The 17,601-nt window shown below is 70.8% G+C and carries 21 protein-coding genes; 10 read left to right on the top strand and 11 right to left on the bottom strand.

The window, feature by feature from the left end; genetic code table 11:
- Nucleotides 1-2: 2 nt before the first annotated feature.
- The 4 genes from ACIQMR_RS13420 to ACIQMR_RS13405 form a co-directional block, all read right to left on the bottom strand.
- Nucleotides 3-986 carry an FAD binding domain-containing protein gene (locus tag ACIQMR_RS13420; protein WP_401385540.1) on the bottom strand — a complete coding sequence of 328 codons (984 nt, stop codon included), beginning with the start codon at nucleotides 984-986 and terminating at the stop codon, nucleotides 3-5.
- Nucleotides 983-1,549 (bottom strand): 2Fe-2S iron-sulfur cluster-binding protein, encoded by a 567-nt coding sequence (locus tag ACIQMR_RS13415; RefSeq protein WP_401385539.1) that lies wholly within the window; start codon nucleotides 1,547-1,549, stop codon nucleotides 983-985. Before ACIQMR_RS13415 ends, ACIQMR_RS13420 begins: the two co-directional genes overlap by 4 nt.
- 469 nt (nucleotides 1,550-2,018) lie before the next feature.
- Nucleotides 2,019-2,408: an ATP-binding protein gene (locus tag ACIQMR_RS13410; protein WP_401385776.1), complete on the bottom strand. Its 390-nt coding sequence runs from the start codon at nucleotides 2,406-2,408 to the stop codon at nucleotides 2,019-2,021.
- Nucleotides 2,409-2,653: 245 nt separating this feature from the next.
- Nucleotides 2,654-3,193 (bottom strand): hypothetical protein, encoded by a 540-nt coding sequence (locus ACIQMR_RS13405; RefSeq protein WP_401385538.1) that lies wholly within the window; start codon nucleotides 3,191-3,193, stop codon nucleotides 2,654-2,656.
- Nucleotides 3,194-3,429: 236 nt separating this feature from the next.
- Here ACIQMR_RS13405 and ACIQMR_RS13400 point away from each other — a divergent pair, with 236 nt between their 5' ends.
- From ACIQMR_RS13400 to ACIQMR_RS13380, 5 genes are all read left to right on the top strand, one after another.
- Nucleotides 3,430-3,600: a CsbD family protein gene (locus tag ACIQMR_RS13400; protein WP_401385537.1), complete on the top strand. Its 171-nt coding sequence runs from the start codon at nucleotides 3,430-3,432 to the stop codon at nucleotides 3,598-3,600.
- 298 nt (nucleotides 3,601-3,898) lie between these two features.
- A complete protein-coding gene (locus ACIQMR_RS13395; protein WP_401385536.1) occupies nucleotides 3,899-5,113 on the top strand; it encodes a PP2C family protein-serine/threonine phosphatase in 1,215 nt (404 codons plus the stop codon).
- Complete coding sequence (locus ACIQMR_RS13390) at nucleotides 5,110-6,813, top strand: CHASE3 domain-containing protein (protein WP_401385535.1); 1,704 nt, start codon at nucleotides 5,110-5,112, stop codon at nucleotides 6,811-6,813. Before ACIQMR_RS13395 ends, ACIQMR_RS13390 begins: the two co-directional genes overlap by 4 nt.
- Nucleotides 6,810-7,250, top strand: coding sequence for a response regulator (locus ACIQMR_RS13385; RefSeq protein ID WP_401385534.1), 441 nt, complete (start codon nucleotides 6,810-6,812; stop codon nucleotides 7,248-7,250). The genes ACIQMR_RS13390 and ACIQMR_RS13385 overlap by 4 nt, the downstream gene beginning before the upstream one ends.
- Before the next feature lie 143 nt (nucleotides 7,251-7,393).
- Nucleotides 7,394-7,828, top strand: coding sequence for an ATP-binding protein (locus ACIQMR_RS13380; protein ID WP_401385773.1), 435 nt, complete (start codon nucleotides 7,394-7,396; stop codon nucleotides 7,826-7,828).
- A 62-nt stretch (nucleotides 7,829-7,890) separates the two neighbouring features.
- Here ACIQMR_RS13380 and ACIQMR_RS13375 read toward each other — a convergent pair whose 3' ends face one another.
- Complete coding sequence (locus ACIQMR_RS13375; protein WP_401385533.1) at nucleotides 7,891-8,247, bottom strand: STAS domain-containing protein; 357 nt, start codon at nucleotides 8,245-8,247, stop codon at nucleotides 7,891-7,893.
- Between the two features lie 249 nt (nucleotides 8,248-8,496).
- On the opposite strand from ACIQMR_RS13375, the gene ACIQMR_RS13370 reads away from it, so the two are divergent.
- Nucleotides 8,497-8,667: a hydrophobic protein gene (locus ACIQMR_RS13370; protein ID WP_266384859.1), complete on the top strand. Its 171-nt coding sequence runs from the start codon at nucleotides 8,497-8,499 to the stop codon at nucleotides 8,665-8,667.
- 241 nt (nucleotides 8,668-8,908) lie between these two features.
- Here ACIQMR_RS13370 and ACIQMR_RS13365 read toward each other — a convergent pair whose 3' ends face one another.
- Both ACIQMR_RS13365 and ACIQMR_RS13360 read right to left on the bottom strand, forming a co-directional pair.
- The gene (locus ACIQMR_RS13365; protein ID WP_401385532.1) at nucleotides 8,909-9,787 is read right to left on the bottom strand and encodes an RNA polymerase sigma factor SigF; all 879 of its coding nucleotides are present in this window, start codon (nucleotides 9,785-9,787) and stop codon (nucleotides 8,909-8,911) included.
- Nucleotides 9,788-9,932: 145 nt separating this feature from the next.
- Nucleotides 9,933-10,325: a DUF2267 domain-containing protein gene (locus tag ACIQMR_RS13360; protein WP_401385531.1), complete on the bottom strand. Its 393-nt coding sequence runs from the start codon at nucleotides 10,323-10,325 to the stop codon at nucleotides 9,933-9,935.
- 409 nt (nucleotides 10,326-10,734) lie between these two features.
- On the opposite strand from ACIQMR_RS13360, the gene ACIQMR_RS13355 reads away from it, so the two are divergent.
- Both ACIQMR_RS13355 and ACIQMR_RS13350 read left to right on the top strand, forming a co-directional pair.
- Nucleotides 10,735-11,484: a GAF domain-containing protein gene (locus ACIQMR_RS13355; RefSeq protein WP_401385530.1), complete on the top strand. Its 750-nt coding sequence runs from the start codon at nucleotides 10,735-10,737 to the stop codon at nucleotides 11,482-11,484.
- A 448-nt stretch (nucleotides 11,485-11,932) separates the two neighbouring features.
- Nucleotides 11,933-12,280: a PRC-barrel domain containing protein gene (locus tag ACIQMR_RS13350; protein ID WP_266388582.1), complete on the top strand. Its 348-nt coding sequence runs from the start codon at nucleotides 11,933-11,935 to the stop codon at nucleotides 12,278-12,280.
- 73 nt (nucleotides 12,281-12,353) lie between these two features.
- Here the strand turns inward: ACIQMR_RS13350 and ACIQMR_RS13345 are convergent, their stop codons facing one another.
- Complete coding sequence (locus tag ACIQMR_RS13345) at nucleotides 12,354-12,722, bottom strand: STAS domain-containing protein (protein ID WP_401385529.1); 369 nt, start codon at nucleotides 12,720-12,722, stop codon at nucleotides 12,354-12,356.
- Nucleotides 12,723-13,013: 291 nt separating this feature from the next.
- Between ACIQMR_RS13345 and ACIQMR_RS13340 the strand changes: the two genes are divergently transcribed.
- The gene (locus ACIQMR_RS13340) at nucleotides 13,014-14,216 is read left to right on the top strand and encodes a PP2C family protein-serine/threonine phosphatase (RefSeq protein WP_401385770.1); all 1,203 of its coding nucleotides are present in this window, start codon (nucleotides 13,014-13,016) and stop codon (nucleotides 14,214-14,216) included.
- Nucleotides 14,217-14,262: 46 nt separating this feature from the next.
- Here ACIQMR_RS13340 and ACIQMR_RS13335 read toward each other — a convergent pair whose 3' ends face one another.
- A complete protein-coding gene (locus ACIQMR_RS13335; protein ID WP_401385528.1) occupies nucleotides 14,263-14,763 on the bottom strand; it encodes a MarR family winged helix-turn-helix transcriptional regulator in 501 nt (166 codons plus the stop codon).
- Nucleotides 14,764-15,044: 281 nt separating this feature from the next.
- Nucleotides 15,045-15,545, bottom strand: coding sequence for a MarR family transcriptional regulator (locus ACIQMR_RS13330; RefSeq protein ID WP_401385527.1), 501 nt, complete (start codon nucleotides 15,543-15,545; stop codon nucleotides 15,045-15,047).
- Nucleotides 15,546-15,793: 248 nt separating this feature from the next.
- On the opposite strand from ACIQMR_RS13330, the gene ACIQMR_RS13325 reads away from it, so the two are divergent.
- Complete coding sequence (locus tag ACIQMR_RS13325) at nucleotides 15,794-16,690, top strand: YihY/virulence factor BrkB family protein (protein ID WP_401385526.1); 897 nt, start codon at nucleotides 15,794-15,796, stop codon at nucleotides 16,688-16,690.
- A 74-nt stretch (nucleotides 16,691-16,764) separates the two neighbouring features.
- Here the strand turns inward: ACIQMR_RS13325 and ACIQMR_RS13320 are convergent, their stop codons facing one another.
- A complete protein-coding gene (locus ACIQMR_RS13320; protein WP_401385525.1) occupies nucleotides 16,765-17,421 on the bottom strand; it encodes a pyridoxamine 5'-phosphate oxidase family protein in 657 nt (218 codons plus the stop codon).
- Nucleotides 17,422-17,601: the final 180 nt, after the last annotated feature.

Below are 17,601 nucleotides of genomic sequence, written 5' to 3'. Positions count from 1 at the left end.
CCTCAACTCGCCCGGGCCACTTGCGCCAGCGTGCGGCACAGCGTGCGCTTGGCCAGCTCGATCTTGAAGTCGTTGAGCCCCTGCCCGACCGCGTCGCTCATCGCCGCCTCGGCGGCGGCGCGATAGGTCGCCATCGTGGCCGGACGGCCGGTCAGCGCGGCCTCCGCCTCGACGGACCGCCACGGCTTGTGTGCGACACCGCCGAACGCGACCCGCGCCTCATCGATCGTTCCCTGGTCGGTCGAGACGACGGCCGCCACGGAGACCAGCGCGAACTCGTACGACGCCCGGTCGCGCACCTTGCGGTACTTCTGGCGACCCGGCGGGGGCGGGGGCAGGACGACGCCCGTGATCATCTCGCCGGGCCGCAGCACGGTCTCGATGTGCGGCGTGTCGCCCGGCAGCCGGTAGAAGTCCGTGATGGCGACGCGGCGTGCGGACTGATCGGCGTCGAGCAGCTCGATCTCCGCCGCCAGCGCGGTCATCGCGACGGCCATGTCCGAGGGGTGGGTGGCGATGCAGGACTCGCTGGCACCGAGGATCGCGTGCATCCTGTTGAATCCGCCGATCGCCGAGCATCCGGATCCGGGATCCCGTTTGTTGCAGCCCGCCGCGGTGTCGTAGAAGTAGGGGCAGCGAGTGCGCTGCAGCAGGTTTCCACCGGTGGAAGCCTTGTTGCGCAGCTGGCCCGAGGCGCCGGCCACCAGAGCCTCCGACAGCACGGGGTAGCGGGTGCGCACCCGCGCGTCGGCGGCCACGTCGGAGTTCGCCGCCTGGGCGCCGATGCGCAGTCCGCCGTCCGGGAGTTCTTCGATGTCCCGCAGCGGAAGCCGGCTGATGTCGACCAGATGGCTGGGCTTCTCGATGTCGAGCTTCATCAGGTCGAGCAAATTGGTGCCGCCGCTGATGAACTTCGCGCCCGTTCGGGACACGGCGGCGACGGCTGCCTCCGCGTCCGTCGCTCGCTCGTACGTGAAGGACCTCATCCCCGGTCTCCCTCCGCGGTGCTGCGGATGGCCGCGACGATGTTCGGATACGCGGCGCACCGGCAGATGTTGCCGCTCATCCGCTCGCGGATCTCCTCGTCGGTCAACGCGATCTGCGGCGCGGTCACGTCAGCGGTGGCGTGGCTGGGCCAGCCCGCCTCCACCTCGGCGAGCATGCCGACGGCGGAGCAGATCTGGCCGGGCGTGCAGTAGCCGCACTGGAAGCCGTCGCTGTCGACGAAGGCGCGTTGCAAGGGGTGCAGGTCGTCGAGGTCGCCCAGGCCTTCGATCGTGACGATCTCGTCGTCCTCGTGCATGACGGCCAGCGTGAGGCAGGAGTTGACGCGCCGGCCGTTGATCAGCACCGTGCAGGCGCCGCACTGCCCGTGGTCGCACCCCTTCTTGGTCCCGCTCAGGCGCAGATGCTCGCGCAGCGCGTCGAGCAGCGAGGTCCGTGGATCCACCTCGAGCCGCCGCACCTGATCGTTGACGCTCAACCTGATCGCCGAGAGCTGGGCCGTCTCGCCCCGGCTCCCGGCGGCGCCCGTGTCTGAGTCGCTCATCACAGCCCGCCTTCCTCGCTGCGCGGGTGTCACGCCGGACATGCGTCGCGGCTTCGGGGCGCCCTCCTCCCGCGGCCCGTCCCTCGTCGCCGCTGCCGGGCGCGCTCCTGCGTCCCAGGGTCTCGCAAAAGCCCTCGCCCCGCGATTCATGCCGTTTCGCGCGGCCGCGGGCCAGGTCACCCGCCTCGTGGGTCTGGTTTCCTTTGCCCGTTCCCTGGCGGGCCACGACCGTGTCGTCGGACCGCGAACCGGCGCCGGGGACGAGCCGGAGGTCGCCCGATCGCACCACTCGTCCGCCACCGACGGCCTGCGACGGTCGAGCGATGGCCGGCGAGCACCCCTACGAGCCGTGTGCGGGATCCATCACAGGCAATACTTCGGCGAGTTCGGCCGCGGCGGTCTCAACGCGGTGGCCGTGCCGGTCCCTTGAAGGAGGCGGATCCGGGCGTGCGTGTTCCTCACGCCGTGTTCACGAAAGGCCGGACGGGGCGAGTGGGAGCAGGACGCGGATACTCTTCCCGTCCCTCATCGGAGCGATGTCGATCTCCGTGGCGAGGCGCTGGACGAGCGGCCAGCCGTAACCGCCTACGGGGAACACCTGAGTGCCGGACCGCCGGCGCACCGTGGGTGTGTCGGTGCTGCGGTCCCTCACCTCGACGATCAGTCCGCGGTCCGTCACCTGTGCGGTGAAGCCGCGGACGCCGCCTCCGTGCCGGATCGCGTTGGCCACCAGCTCCGAGGTGACGAGCAGGGCGTCGGTCAGGGCCGACACCGGGGCGGAACTCTGGAACCGGCGCCGGAAGTGCTCCTCCAGCAGCCGTTTCACATGGTCGCGGGCGGCTGCCGCGCTCAAGGGCACTATCGGCCGCTGAGGCGGGTGCCGCTCCCCTGCCACATCACCTGACAGCATGTTCACCCCCGCGCCTTCTCGTTCTCCGTGAACTCCGACTACCCAGCAGCGCGCGCTCCTCACCCGTCGTCCGCTGCGACCGGGGTGCGGGCGCTCTGCCCGGGGTCGTACGCCGTCGCCCCGAGGCGCGGCGTGCCCGGCCCGGGTCACCGCTGTGCGGGCGTAGGTGTGTACGCGCCGTCAGCCCCGCGTGTTCAGGGCAGGAGGGGCCCGGAACGCTGCGGGGGAACCCGTCGGGCCAGGGCGATCGTCCGGTGTGTGGCGGCTTCGGGGCCGTGGTTGTGCGGCCCGGCCGTGACCAGCGCTTCGAAGGCCCCGCGGCCCGCGATCATCGCCCGACGCATGGTTTCCACGTCCGCGTCGCCCGTCGCGGCCCGCTCGGAGGCCGCGTGCAGTCGCCGCGCTCCACTCGCTTCGGCGGGAAAGAGTGCGCTCAGGGCGCGGAGCCGGTGCTCGTACGAATCGGACGGGAGCCCGCGAGCGGTTGCCAGTCGGCCGAGCAACTCGTCCGCCCTGGTCGTCGCCACGGCAGGAGCATCGACGAACTGGGCCTTGATCACGGTCCATTGGGAGATGAGCTGCTCCCGCTCGATGTTGCTCAGGGGCTTCAGCCTCGGGCGGGCGAGGCGGCGCCGGAAGCCGCCGGTGTTCCTGCGCCTCGCCGGGCGGGCCAGGACGAGCGCAAGAACCATGGCTGCGGCCACCCCGAGGATGGCAAGCACGCTGAGGGCCATGACTTCCTCCTTGCCGGTTCTCTCTTCGCATTCTCTCTTCGCATCGCTTCTGTTACGGCGTGTTACCGCGCGTGCGCTGAGTAAACGGATGTTCCCCCGGCGGGTGAGAGGTTCCCGGCGGGCGGGAGGGGCGTGGCCCGTCACCGTGCCCGCGGCCGGTTTGCCCCCGGTGGTCCCGGGTACCCGGTTGTCTCCGCACCAGCGGCTCGTACGACGAGGTCGAGGAGGCCGGCACAGTGAGCGACGCGAAGAAGTCAGCCCGCGCGGAGCAGGCGAAGGGCGCGGTGAAGGAAGCCGTCGGGCGGCTCGTGGGCAACGAGCGGATGACGGCCGACGGCCGTTCCATGCGGGCGAGGGGCGACCTGCGGGAAGCCGTCCACAAGATCCGGGACGCCTTCCGGCGATGACCGCACCGGCCGCGAACCCAGCGAGACCTTGGCACATCCCGACGAGAGCACAGGGGCGGTGGCCGTTACGGCCACCGCCCCCGTCGTATGCGCAACCGACCTGATCCCCGCATTGTTTGGCCTGATCGAGAGGGTGCCCACGGCCAGGAGCAGCGCGACTGCAATTATTGGCGGGCGGCAAGTATTCTGCTTGCGCCCGTGGCACGCGCACGGCCGGGGGCAGGGGAGGTCGGCTGTGAGGAGCCCTGTCGGTGGGCACGATCCGGAGGTTCCGGGCCCGAGAACGTCCGCTCCACTCGTGCCTCTGGCCCGGGTGTCGCCGTCCGATCTCCGGACCGATGCCGACCATGTGACGATCCTGCTGGTCGAGGACGACGACGGCGACGCCCTCCTGGTGGAGGAGACGCTGCGGGACAGCGGCCTGACCGCACGTCCGAGTCGCGCCCGCTCGATGGCCGAGGCCCGGACGGCGCTCAGCGGCGCCCACGGCGCGCCCGCGCAGTGCGTCCTGCTCGACCTCCATCTGCCGGACGCCCAGGGCCTGGATGTCGTCGGCCAGGTACTGGCCGTCGCGCCCGGTGCCGCGGTCGTCGTCCTGACCGGTCTCGCCGAGGAGGGCGTCGGTCTGTCCGCCGTCGCGGCCGGCGCCCAGGACTATCTGATCAAGGGCGTCTTCGAGCCGACCGTACTGGAACGCTCGATCAGATACGCGGTTCAGCGCCGCCAGATCGAGCACGCCGCGGTCGCCCTGGAAGCGAGCCGGATGCGCGCCCAGGAGAACGCACGGCTCGAGCGCGGTCTGCTGCCCTCGCCCCTGCTCCACGGCGACACGGTGGACGTGGTGTCCCGCTATGAACCGAGCAGATCCCTGGGACTGCTCAGCGGCGACTTCTACGACGTCGTGGAAACCGCGGACGGAACGGTCCACGCCGTCATCGGAGACGTCTCCGGGCACGGTCCCGACGAAGCCGCGCTGGGTGTCTGCCTGCGCGTGGCCTGGCGGTCCTTCACCCTGGCCGGGGTGAGCGGCACGGGCGTGTGCGAGCTCATGCAGAAGGTCCTGGTGGCCGAGCGCACGGGCTCGGAGATCTTCGCCACCGTCACGACCGTGGAACTCCCCCCGGGCCTGACGAAGGCCAGGGTCGTCCGCGCCGGTCATCCCCCGCTGCTGCTGCGTGGGCCCGCCGGTGTACGGCTCGTGGAGACGGCCGCCGGGCCGGCGCTCGGCCTCCTGCCGGACGGGATGGGTCTCTGGCGCGAGGACCATCTGGACCTCCCGGCCGCCGGGGCGCTGGCCCTGTTCACCGACGGGCTCTTCGAAGGGCGGATCAGCGCCGACGGGCGACGACTGGGCGAGGACGGCCTGCTCGCCCTCGCCGGCAGACATGCCGGACAACGTGCCGAGGAGTTCGTCACCGCACTGATCGCCGAGACGCGTGCCCTGTCCGCCCAGCACGGTGGCCACAGTGACGACGTCGCCCTCCTCCACCTCGAATGGAACACACAGACGTGAACAGCCAGGAAGACCCGAGCGCCCGGAACACCGGACGCCTCCCGGGCATCCCTCTCGCCCGGCTGACCGTGCCCACCTGGTTCGGGCTCGTGCTGGCCGCCATCCTGCTCGTGGTGGGCGGCTTCGCCGTGGTCGGAGCCCAGTTGCTGGGACGCGTGGCCGCCGAGTCCGACGACCTCGTCGACCGGATCCAGCCGGCGCGGGTGGACGCGTACCGCCTGCAGAAGGCACTCCTCGACCAGGAGACCGGTGTGCGGGGCTTCGTCCTCAGCCGGGACCCGCGCTGGCTGGAGCCCTACACCCTGGGACAGAAGGAGGCCGCGTCCGCGGCCCGGGCCCTGCGGCCGGCGCTGGCCGGCGAGCCACAGCTGCTGTCCGACCTCACCCGTGTGGAGAACACGGCCGGGACCTGGCGCACGGCACACGCCGAGCCCCTCGTGGAACGGACCCGGCAGGGCACCCTGCCCGTGGCCGCGGAACTCCAGCAGAGCAAGCTCGCCTTCGACCAACTGCGCGCCCAGTTCGGACAGCTGAACCGGGACCTGCTCGCGGAACGCACCGCGGCCAGGGACGAGGTGCACCGCACCCGCTCCGCCCACAACTGGCTCTTCACCGGCATGCTGGCCGCCTTCGTGGCGATCGCCGCTGCGCTGGGATTCCTGCTGCACGCCGCCGTCGGACGCCCGCTGAACGCCCTGCGCGGAGCCGCCCAGCGGGTTGCGGACGGTGACTTCGACCACCGCATCGAGCCCGCGGGACCGGCGGAGGCACAGCAGCTCGCCAAGGCCGTCGAGGCGATGCGGGTGCGCGTCCTGGACGCACTGACGGCCTCGCGGCAGCGCGAGGAACTGCTCGCGCAGCGCACCGCCGACCTGGACGAACAGGCCGTGGAACTGCGCCGCTCCAACGCCGAGCTGGAACAGTTCGCCTACGTCGCCTCGCACGATCTGCAGGAACCGCTGCGCAAGGTCGCGTCCTTCTGCCAGCTGCTCGAGAAGCGGTACGGCGACCAGCTGGACGACCGGGCCAAGCAGTACATCGACTTCGCCGTCGACGGCGCCAAGCGCATGCAGGTCCTGATCAACGACCTGCTCACCTACTCCCGTGTGGGACGCGTCAACGACGACAGGGACCCGGTGGACTTCGGCGCCACCCTGGACGAGGCGCTGGACAACCTCAGCGAGGCGGTCGAGGACGCCGGAGCCACGATCGAGCGCCCGGAACGCCTGCACACGATCACCGGCGACGCCATGCTGCTGACCATGCTGTGGCAGAACCTGCTCGGCAACGCCGTGAAGTTCCGGGCCCCCGAGCGCCCGCCGGTCGTCCGGATCACCGCCGAGCCGGACACGAGCGGCGAGGAGCCCGCCTGGCACTACTGCGTCACCGACAACGGCATCGGGATCCCGGAGGAGTTCACCGAGAAGGTCTTCGTGATCTTCCAGCGGCTGCACGGGCGTGACGTCTACTCCGGCACGGGCATAGGCCTGGCGCTGTGCAAGAAGATCGTCGAACATCACGGAGGGCGTATCTGGATCGACACCGCCCACACCGACGGCACCCGCATCCACTTCGTCCTGCCCGCATCCCCGACGGGCCCCGAGACCGAGCCCGAGACCGAGCCCGTGCCGGAGGCCGTCCCCGGCCCCCGGCGGGACACGACCGACCACGCGCGTCCGACCACAGGAGACCCCGCATGAACGCCGCCACCAAGCCCATCGAGGTCCTCCTCGTCGAGGACGATCCGGGCGACGAGCTGATGACCCGGGAGGCGTTCGAGGACAACAAGATCGGCAACACCCTCCACGTGGTGCGCGACGGGGAGGAGGCGCTCGACTTCCTCTACCGGCAGGGCGAGCACGCGGGCGCGCCTCGCCCGGATCTCATCCTCCTCGACCTCAATCTGCCCAAGTACGACGGACGGCAGGTCCTCGAGCGCATCAAGGCCGACGCGGATCTCACCCACATCCCCGTCGTCGTGCTCACCACCTCCGGCGCCGAGGAGGACATCCTGCGCAGTTACCAGCTGCACGCCAGCGCGTACGTGACCAAGCCGGTGGACCTGGAGCAGTTCATCGCCGCGATCCGGAAGATCGACGACTTCTTCGTCACCGTGGTGCGCCTGCCCCGCGCGTGACGCGAACGGCCGGGACCCCGTATCGAGCCGCAGGCCGTCGTCCGGGCGCGGCGCCGCGCGGCCGCATGTAGTACCCGGCGGAATCCGGGGTAGGTGATGCGCCGACCCAAGGACGGCGGGCTGAACGGGACGACCAGCGGATGATGCCGAAGACGATCGAGAACGACCAGGGCGCGGGCGCGCTACGAGCGGGAGCCGCGTGGGCGGGCGCCGTGTACGACGGCGGGCCGGAGGGCATCGGGGATGCCCGTCGCTTCGCCACGGACTTCCTCGTGGAGAAGAACGACTACGCCCCCACGTCGCAGGTGGTGGGTTCCGTCCAGCTGATCGTCTCGGAGCTGGTGACCAACGCCTTCAAGTACGCCCACGGTCCGTGCGCGCTGGATCTGGAACGGATCCCCTCCGGCGTGGAGATCACCGTCTGGGACAGCAGCACGACCCTGCCCGTGGCCAGGGCCGCCGACCCGGGCCGGGTGGGCCAGCACGGGCTGGAGATCGTGCTGGCCCTGTGCGACGCCTTCGCGGTCGAGCGGGAACCGGTCGGGAAGCGCATCACCGTACGCGTCTCCTGCGCCTGACAGCCGGAACGGCCCCCCTGCGCGGACACCGCGCAGGGGGGCCGTTCGTGTTCGGCTCGCTGTCAGGACCCGGTCTCGATGTCCAGGCTGAGCCGGACATCGAGGACCTGGTCCGCGCCGGTGATCTCGAAGAGCCGCCGCAGCTGCGGCTGTGGCATCGCGATGCGCAGTTGGGTGATCCGGTGGACCCGCAGCAGAAGATTGAGGAACGCGGAGTCCCCGAAGGTGACTCCTGACACGTCCAGGACCACGGTCGGGTGACTGGCCGACGCCGCGGTGAGCGCATCGGCCAGCGGCGGGAGGATGCTCAGGTCCAGATCGCCCCGTGCGGTGATCACCCACGCGTCCCCGGCCGCGTACTGGCTGCCCACCGGACCTTCGCCGTTGAGAGGGGACTGGTCTTCGCTGTGCGCGTCCATGGCCGGGAGTATGCCCGCCCGGACACGTCTGCGGTAGTCACCGACCCGTTGCCCGAAGGGTTCCGGCCGAGGCCCCGCGTCCTGGAGCCCGCCCCGGCCCTCCGCGGACGGCACACACACGCGGATCACCGCACGGCGGCGGTATCCGCTTTTCGCAGGCACGCCGAGGAAATGCCCAGTGGTATCCGCCGAGCAACTCCGCGTATGGCACGCATTCCCGGGTATGCGGATTCCGGGAGGATGATAGACATGGTTCCTTTGCTGCTCGTTCTGTTGCTCGCACTGCTTCTTTTCGGTGCGGGCTTCGCCCTCAAGGCACTCTGGTGGATCGCGGTCATCGTGCTGGTCGTATGGCTGCTCGGATTCGTGATCCGGCCGGCAGCGACCGGTGGCCGCCGTAGCCGCTGGTACCGCTGGTGAGGAAGTCGGCACGGGAAACGCGAGAAAAGAGCCGACGCTCATCCCGGTGAATGTGCCGGAATGTGCCGGAGATTCCCGAGAAAAGAGTGGGGCCCCGACAATCCGTCGGGGCCCCACCCTTTCCTTCTGACTCTTTACCTGACTCTTTACACAGCACGACTCTTCACACAGCAACACACAAAGCGGCGGCCCCCTGCCCTCGCGGGCGGGGGGACCACCGTGGTGCGTACGTCGGCCCCGTTCAGGCGGTGCCGGTGTCGAGCAGTCCTTCGCGCAGCCTGCCGATGATGCGGGACAGCAGCCGCGAGACGTGCATCTGCGAGACGCCCAGATGCTCGCCGATCTGCGCCTGCGTCAGTTCCTCCACGAACCGCAGATGCAGGATCTGGCGGTCCCGGTCCTCCAGCTCCGCGATCAGCGGTGCGAGGGAGTGGAAGTCCTGGATGAGTTCGAGTGCCGGTTCCTCCTCGCCGATGAAGTCGGCGAGCGCCGCCTCGCCGTCCTGGGTGCTGTCACCGGTGAGGGCGGCGTCCAGCGAGGCGGAGTTGTAGGCGTTGGATGCCTTGCGGGCCTCGATGACCTCAGCCTCGGAGAGCGACATCAGCTCGGACAGTTCCCGCACCGTCGGGGTGCGCCCGAGCCGGCTCCGCAGCTCGTCCGTCGCCCTGGCCAGCTCCACCCGGGCCTCCTGGAGGCGGCGGGGGACGTGCACGGCCCAGCTGGTGTCACGGAAGAAGCGCTTGATCTCACCGACGATGCAGGGAACGGCGAAGGTGGTGAACTCCACCTCGCGGCACAGGTCGAAGCGGTCGATGGCCTTGATGAGCCCGATCGTGCCGACCTGGACGATGTCCTCCATCTCGTCCGCGCCCCGGCTCCGGAAACGGCCGGCCGCGTACTTGACGAGCGAGAGGTTCATCTCGATGAGGGTGTTGCGCACGTACTGGTACTCGTCCGTGCCCTCCTCCAGCTCCGCCAGGCGGGCGAAGAACTGACGGGAGAGATCGCGCGCGTCCTGGGGGGATACCTTCGACGGATCCGCGATCGGTGCGAGCTCGACCGCGCCTGTCTCCGATGTCGCTTCCTGTGCCGCGGTTGTCGCTGCGGTCACGGTTGCCATGCCATCCACCCCTGTCGTCCGGATCCATCCCCGTGCGCGGTCCGCTTACCCCGGATCGTGAGGTGCATTCGCTCCCCCGCGCTCTTCTCCTCGAAATCTCTTCTTCGCTCGCGAGCTGAGGTCACGTCAGCCTCCATCGTCCCTGTCATACCGGCTCCGTACGGCCGAACAGCCCCGCGTGCCCCGGTGGCAGCTGGGTGAGGATGCGGCGCAGCAGGGCGTCGTCCGCCACCTCGGCCACGATGCCGAGCACGGCCGTGACGGCGCGCCGAGCCTCGTCGAAGTCACCGTGGTCACGGGCCGCGACGGCTTCGACGAAGCCACGCGGCGTCAGGGGTTCGCTGGCCGGCTCGCCGACGGTCAGCAGGGGAACGCACTCGGGCGGCAGCAGACGCGCGAGGTCCCTGCGGTCATCGCCCACGAGGTGTGCTCCCAGTACGTCCAGGACACTGTCCACGGCCCTCGCGGCTTCCCGCCGCCGGGCGTAGCGGCCCCGTTCCGTGACCGAGTCGAGCAACGTTTCCAGTTGGCTGTTCATGGCGCTCCTTGCCGTGGCTGTCCTGTCGGCCTGCGCCGTCCGGGCCAGCCACTGAACGTGACCAGGCGGCTACCCGTAACCCCGGGCGGTAATCGCCCCCGCCGGACGGACATGACCCGCACGGCCCAACGGCGAACGGCCGGACGAAGTCCGGGGCCAGGTGGAAGCGGCCGTCCGAGCCGCGGTTCGCGCGAGTGCGGAGCGGGTGCGGAGCGGGTGCGGAGCGGGTGCGGAGCGGGTGCGGAGCGGGTGCCGGGAGAAGCGGACGTACATGAGCTCGCCGGTCGGTGGTAGACGAATCTGCATTCCCGGGTGCCCGGTACATCCGTCCCGGACCCGCCCGGGTGAGGCCGCCCATGTGGCCACGGCGGAAGGGAAGCTGAACATGCTGGAGGAATCATCATCGGTCATGCATGACGTGTCGGTCGCCGCGGCCGTGGGACGTCGGGCCCTGCCCCAGCGGCTGTGCGCCGCGTTCACCCGGTCGCTCGGAGCGCAGCGGGCGGCTCTCTCGTTCCTGCCCCGCATGGAGCACTGGCGGCTGCTCCACGCCACGGACGAGCCCGCACTGCGCGGTGAGGCCACGCAGTTCACCCTGGCCGGCGGGCCCTCGGTCAGCGCCGCACTGCGTATGCGCCCGGTCTTCGTACCCGACCTGCACCATTCGGCGCACGGCTCGGGCTCACGCCTCGACGAGGGACTCGCCGACGTGCGGCAGGTGCTGGCGCTTCCGCTGCGCGTCCAGCGGACACCGGTGGGCGTGATCTGCCTCTACTACACCGAGCGCACCGAAGTGACGGAGCGCCACATCACCCACGGGCAGCACGCCGCCGATCTCGCCCTCGACGCGCTGCTCCGCTGGCGTGCCGTGCACGCCTGCGAGGACTGCGAGTGCCCGGTCTGGACGACGGACACCCGGGCGGCGCGCTGGGATCGCATCCATCAGGCGGCCTGCTATGTCGCGGCGCGCGAGGACTGCGCCGTCTCCGAGGCCTTGTCCTGGCTCCAGGTCGTGGGGGTGCGTGACGGTCGCTCCCTGCTCGACCTGTCCGACGCCCTGCTGCAGACGCGCCCCTCGGCCCCGCACGACGCCTGCGCCGGCGTGGCGGAGCGGTCGGCGCCCGTCGGCGCCGGCGTGCCCGTCAGCCGCAGGGCGTAGTGCGGGGCCGAGGCGATGACCAGGACGGAGAGGGCGCCCGGGACCCGGCCGTCGACGCCGTACGACGTGGCGGCCGGCGAACACATCGGCCGGCACGGCCGGGCACGAAGGGGGCCCGGCGCCCCGTGAGCGGGGTGCCGGGCCCTGTTTCCCGTGGGGGGAGTCTCCGCGGCGGAACGCGTCCGCCATGCCGCACATTCGTCCGCGACTCGAGTTCCGGTGCCTTCAGGCGTGTTGTAGCGCATAACCGCGGAGGCGGGATGCAAACCCCCGACTTTCCGGGACCGGTCGCGTTGCCGACGGCATGCTGCTCCGAACGGGGAATCCGGAATGCGTCGGGTGTGAGCCGGGAGGGCGGGGGCATGCGGACCGTGGCGGAGTCAACGGGATCGACCCCATTGGCCAATTTCCGCCGGACCAATTGGATTTCACCGTCTGGAGGACTGTCGTGAGCGAACATCTGTGGGCCTACGTACCGACCAGCGGCCACAATCGGGACGACGATCTCACCGGCTACAGCGTCGAGGCGACGGATGGCCGCATCGGCAAGGTGGACAAGCACTCGAACGAAGTCGGATCCCAGTACATCGTCGTCGACACCGGCGTATGGATCTTCGGCAAGGAGGTGATGCTCCCGGCCGGCACCATCACCATGGTCGATCACCAGGAGGAGCGAATTCTCGTTTCCCGGACGAAGGACGAGATCAAGGCGGCTCCGGAATTCGACAAGGAGAAGCACCTCGGTGATCCCGCCTACCGGGACCAGCTCGGCGGCTATTACGGCTCCGGGCACTGACCCTCTCCCCCGCGCCGGGTCCGCCGGGCACGCCCTCGAGGGGGCGTGCCCGGCGCGCTTTCGGCGCCGCGTCTCAGCCGGCCGGCTCGACGGCGGCGAGCGCCGTGCCGACGTCGCGGTGGACGGAGGTCGTCAGGCTCAGCCCCGTGAGGTCGAAGAGCTTGGCGACGGCAGGCGTCGGCGCGGCGAGGTGCAGGTCGCCGCCGGTCGACCGGGTCTCCCGGGTGGCCTTGATCAGGACGTTCAGCCCGGAGGAGTCCATGAACTCCAGTGCGGAGAGGTCCAGTACGAGATTCCTGCGCCCGTGGAGGAACTGGTTCGCAAGGTGGTGATGAAGAAGTGTCGCCGTGTCGGCGTCCAGTTCGCCGCCGATCGTCACGACCGCTGTGGCAGGGTCGTGGATCTCGACCTCGACGTTCAGGTTCTCTTCCATGGGGGACATGAGCCTCCGCTTTCGGGTGGGGCGTTCGGCCCGGTGCGCGCCCTCGGGTGCCGACGAGCGGCGAGGACGCGCGGACCGGCGCTGACCGGACGACGCCTGCCCCGGGTGAACGGCCGCACACGTCCATCGGCCGAGTTGTTGCCGTGCGGACACCATTGCCGCGTGACAAATGTTGCACGTGGTTCGTAGAATGACATGGTCGTGCTCAGCGCCTTCCCCAGGGGCGGTGTCCGCGGGCGCCTGCACAGCGACGACACGCCGGGCCGTGTTCCCGGCGCGAAGAGAATCAGGATGTACGTGGACAAGTTCGATGCCCTCGAGCAGGCCTTGCGCAGCGCCGCACCGCACAGCTTGCTGGACGTGGTGACCGGCGCTCTCGCCGAGTGGTATCGCGCGGACGACGTGCAACTCCGCCTGGCCGACTACGGAATGCGCTCGCTGCAGGCCGTGGAGACCGGGCCGGCCACGACGGAACCCGTCCCGATCGACGGCAGCGCCCAGGGGCGTGCGTTCGGCTCGCAGGAACCGCATGTGACCAAGGGGCCCGCACGGGTGGACGTGCACCTCCCCGTCACCGTCCGCGGAGACAGGCTGGGCGTGCTCACCGTGCGCATGAGCGAGGACACCGACGCCGAGGCGCTGCTGCCGGACCTGCAGCGCGTGTGCGAGGCACTCGGCCACGAGATCCTCGTCGCGGAGCGCGACACCGACCTGTACGTGCTCGCCCGGCGCGCCGCACGGCTGACGCTCGCGGCCGAGATGCAGTGGCTGCTGCTGCCCGGCCGGGCCTGCGCGCGCAGCGAGTTCGCCCTCGGCGCCCATCTGGAGCCCGCCTACGCCATCTTCGGCGACAACTACGACTGGTCCGTCTCGGCCGACCACCTCACCCTGACCGTCACCAACGGCATGGGCAACGGCATCGAGGCGGCGCTTCTGACCGCTCTCGCGGTCAACGCGCTGCGCAACGCCCGCCGCGCCGGCCTCGACCTCGCCGGCCAGGCCACGCTGGCCGACCAGGCCGTGTACGCCCACTACCAGGGGCGTGCGTACGTGTCGGTGCTGCTGCTGCGCTTCGACCTCGACTCGGGCGAAGTGGAGGTGGTGGACGCCGGTTCGCCCCGCCTGTGGCGACTGCGTGACCGCGTCGTCGAGCCCATCGGCTTCGAGGCACAGCTGCCCCTGGGCATGTTCGAGGACACGGTGTACGAACCGCAGCGCTTCGCCGTCCGCCCGGGCGACCGCCTGCTCTTCGGCAGCGACGGCGTCTACGACTCCTCGTCCCCCGCGGGCGAGCGGTACGGCAGCCGGACGCTGGCCCGCACCCTCCTCGCCACAAGCCTGCTCCCGCCGACCCAGGTGCCGGGCGCGGTGCTCCGCGAGCTCGCCGGCCACCACGGGGACACTCCGCTCGACGACGACGCGCTGGTGGTCTGCCTCGACTGGTACGGGCGCGACGAGCGAGGCGGGGCCGACGGTGACCCGGCCACCGGGTGACGGACGGGCCGCCGGGCCCGGCGCGCGCCCGGTCGCCTCGCGCGACTCAGGCCTGGCGCGCCGAACCGTCCTGCGCGCTCCGGCCGCGAGTGGAGCCCTCGGCCGCGACGGCGTTCCGGAACCCGTTCAGGCCCTCCAGCAGAGCGGCGCGCGACGCCGGGCCCATGGCTTCGATGGCGGCGAGAAGGATCTCCTCGCGCCGGCTGCGCAGCTCCGAGAGGTAGGCCCTCCCATGGGCGGTGAGGCGCAGCGTCAGCTCGCGCCGGCTCACGGGACTTGGCGTGCGCTCCACGAACCCCATCGCCTCGAGCCGGTCGCACAGCCTGCTGGCCGACGAGGGGGCGGAACCCAGCACGTCGCCAAGGGTGCGCAGGTTGATGCCGTCCTCGCGTTCCAGGCTGTAGAGCACGCGCAGTTGCGAGGCCGACACCGCGGACGCGGCGTCCCGGCCCCTTTCCCACAGAATCTCGAGCATCTCAATGACATCGCACGCCGCTCGTGCCGCATCGGCGGACCGCCGCGAAGGTGGAGCCGGACTCGCGCTCATGCCGTGACACTCCAAATCAGACGTGCTCGCCGGTGCCGGACGTACTCGTCGATGCCGAGGACCGGGTGCCGCGCCCCTGCCGCCCGCCCCCTGAACGCCGTCACCGGGTCACGCCGGTCGGTGGGCGTCACCGGGCGGGCACGAGGCACGTACTGTATGGCAACCATAACTCTCCCTTGCCTACCCGCCCGGACCGCCGATCGGTGTGCCCGTCGGGAGGCAGTGCGGTGTTCGTACCGTGAAGACCCGGCTTCTGCGGTACTCCCCCGCGGCACGCGGGCTCAGGCGGTACGTGCGTCGCCGGCGGGACGCACACCCGGAGCGTGCCCCGTCTCGTCGAGTGCGTTCCTGAAGCCCGCCAGACCGGCGAGCAGGGCAGATCGCGCCGACGGTTTCATCGCGGCTATCACTTCCAGCAAGGACGTGTCCCGGCGCTCTCGCAGCTCCTGCAGATAGGCCCTGCCGTGACCGGTCAGATGCAACTCCAGCTCGCGTCTGCTGACCTGGCTCGGCAGCCTGCGGACGAAGCCGAGCGCCTCCAGCCGGTCGCAGAGCCGGCTCACCGACGGAGGCGCCGAGCCCAGCAGCTCGCCCAGTGTCCGGAGGTTGATGCCCTCCTCGCGGTCGAGGCTGTAGAGCACCCGGAGCTGTGACGCAGACACGGGCGGGTAGGACACCTCTCTGCCCCGCTCCCACAGGACCTCGAGGAGCTCGATGAGTTCCGGGCCCACGGGAGAGGTCTCATGCCGTCGACGCCGGGAAGGAGAGTGGTTCGCATCCATACCTGCCGCTACTCCGAATCGGTCGCCCTCATCTCGCGGCGTCGGCGTACCGCCGCAGGTCCAGTGGCAGAGGCCCTCTCCGCCACAACAACCATATCTTTTCACCGGCCCTCTCCCGACGGCCCCGTCGGACCCGCCTGCGGCGGTGCGCGCCCTGCGGCGTCCGTCGTACCGGACGACGAAGCGCCCTGCCGGTCGTCCGTACCGTCGCGCCGACCGGGAGGCGCCCGACCCTCTCAGGAGACGACATGCAAGGTGACCGCACATGCACCGGACCGCCGCGGCGAGCCGGCGCACTCCCCGGGGCGATGCCCTCGCGGCACGAACTGCTCATATCCCTGCGCCGTACGCCCGTGTCCGTCTGGAACGAGGACGTCACCGACTGGGCTGCGGCGCTGACGTACTACGCGGTCCTCGCTCTCATCCCCACCCTGCTGGTCACCGTGTCCCTCAGCGGGATCGCCGACGCCTCGCAGACCGGCGACCTGATCGAGCGGGTGGCCGCGCTCCTGCCGCCGCAGGCGCGCCCTCTGCTGGAAGGGGTGATGCGCGAGATGGCCGGGCGGCACTCGGAGGCGTGGCTGGTCGCCGTGATCGGCTCCCTGGGCTCGCTGTGGTCCGCGTCCAGCTATCTGGCCGTGTTCCGCCGTGCCCTGCACGCGATGAACGGGGTGAAGGACCGGCGCTCCGCCTGGCGGACGATGCCCCGCGTCGTCGCCACGGCCTGCGCGCTGATCGTCGCCCTGGTCCTGAGCGCCCTGGTGCTCACGCTCAGCGGGGAGTTGGCCGCCGCCGTCGGAGAGGCCCTGGGCCTCGGCGGTGTGGCGGCCGCGACCTGGAACGTGCTGAAGTGGCCGCTGCTGCTCTGCCTCGCGGCCACGATGGTGCTGGTGCTGTTCCGCTCCGGGCCCGCCCCGGGGCAAGGAGCCCGGCAGCGGGCGCTGGGAGGCGGCCTGGCCGTGGTTCTGTGGCTCACCGCCTCCTTCGCCTTCGCGTCCTACACCGCGCACGTCGGCACCTACGACCGGCTGTACGGACCACTCGCCGGCTTCATCGTGTTCCTGGTCTGGCTCTGGGTGTCGAACCTCGCGCTGCTCACCGGTGCGCAGTTCAACGCCGAGCTCGCCCGGACACGGGCCCGGTGACGGTGACTCGTGACGTGTGACCTGTGACCTGTGACCGGCACGCCGACACCCGCGACCCAGCCGTTGAGGTCGGGTCAGGTCCGGCCCGGCAGCGGTCCGGTGGGCGTCGGAGTCGCCCCTGCCTCGCACTGCGCGGGCAGGAGCGAGGAGCGGAGGGTGAAGTAGTCTGCGTCCTTGGGGCGTTCGGCCCGCGGGCGCGGACGTGGTGCGGGCTCCAGGTGCGGGATGTGCTTGGAGCAGTGGACGTACGCCTCCTCCACCGTGATGTGCACCCACAGTTCGGGCCGTCTCCCCGGAGCGGTGTCCACGGGCAGGTCGGGGTGGGCGCGCCGCTGGTCCTCGTCCCGGTGCAACCGTGCCGTGCCGTTGACGTGCAGGCCGATGTGGTCATCGGTGAAGTCGACGAAGAGCAGGCCGATGTGCGGATTCTCGGTGATGTTGCCCGCGCTGGCGAGCACGCCGTTGCCGCGGTACTCGGGGTAGGTGAGGGTGCGGTCGTCCAGCACGGTGACGAAGCCCGGGGGGCCGGCGCGGAAGGTGACGTCGCAGGCTCCGGCGGCGTCCGCCGTGGACAGGAACGCCATCGTCTGCCGTCCGATGAAGTCGGCCATCTGCGGGGTGAGGCGGGGCTGCACCTGGCGGTCGTAGAAGGTGCCGGCCTGGTCGGTGGTGCCGAGCAGCTGCTGCAGACGGCGTTCGCCTGCGGAGCCGGAGGACTGGGTGGAGTTCACGGAACGCACTGTTTCCCTGTGGGCCGTCGGTCGGGGATGAAGGGGGGAGGCTCCGGCACTCTAACGCCGCGTCAAACGTGTTGTCGTTGTTCGCGCGGATGTACGGCGACAGGGCGGGCCCCGATCGAGTGCGGGCGGCGGCCACCGGCGCGGCAGTCGCACTCCACCCCGTGAGGGGCA

It is taken from the genome of Streptomyces sp. NPDC091376 (assembly GCF_044757085.1).
In the GTDB taxonomy this organism is placed as follows: Bacteria; Actinomycetota; Actinomycetes; order Streptomycetales; family Streptomycetaceae; genus Streptomyces; species Streptomyces pratisoli.
The sequence above is the reverse complement of the archived record's forward strand: the minus strand, read 5'-3'. Positions and strand labels throughout refer to the sequence as shown.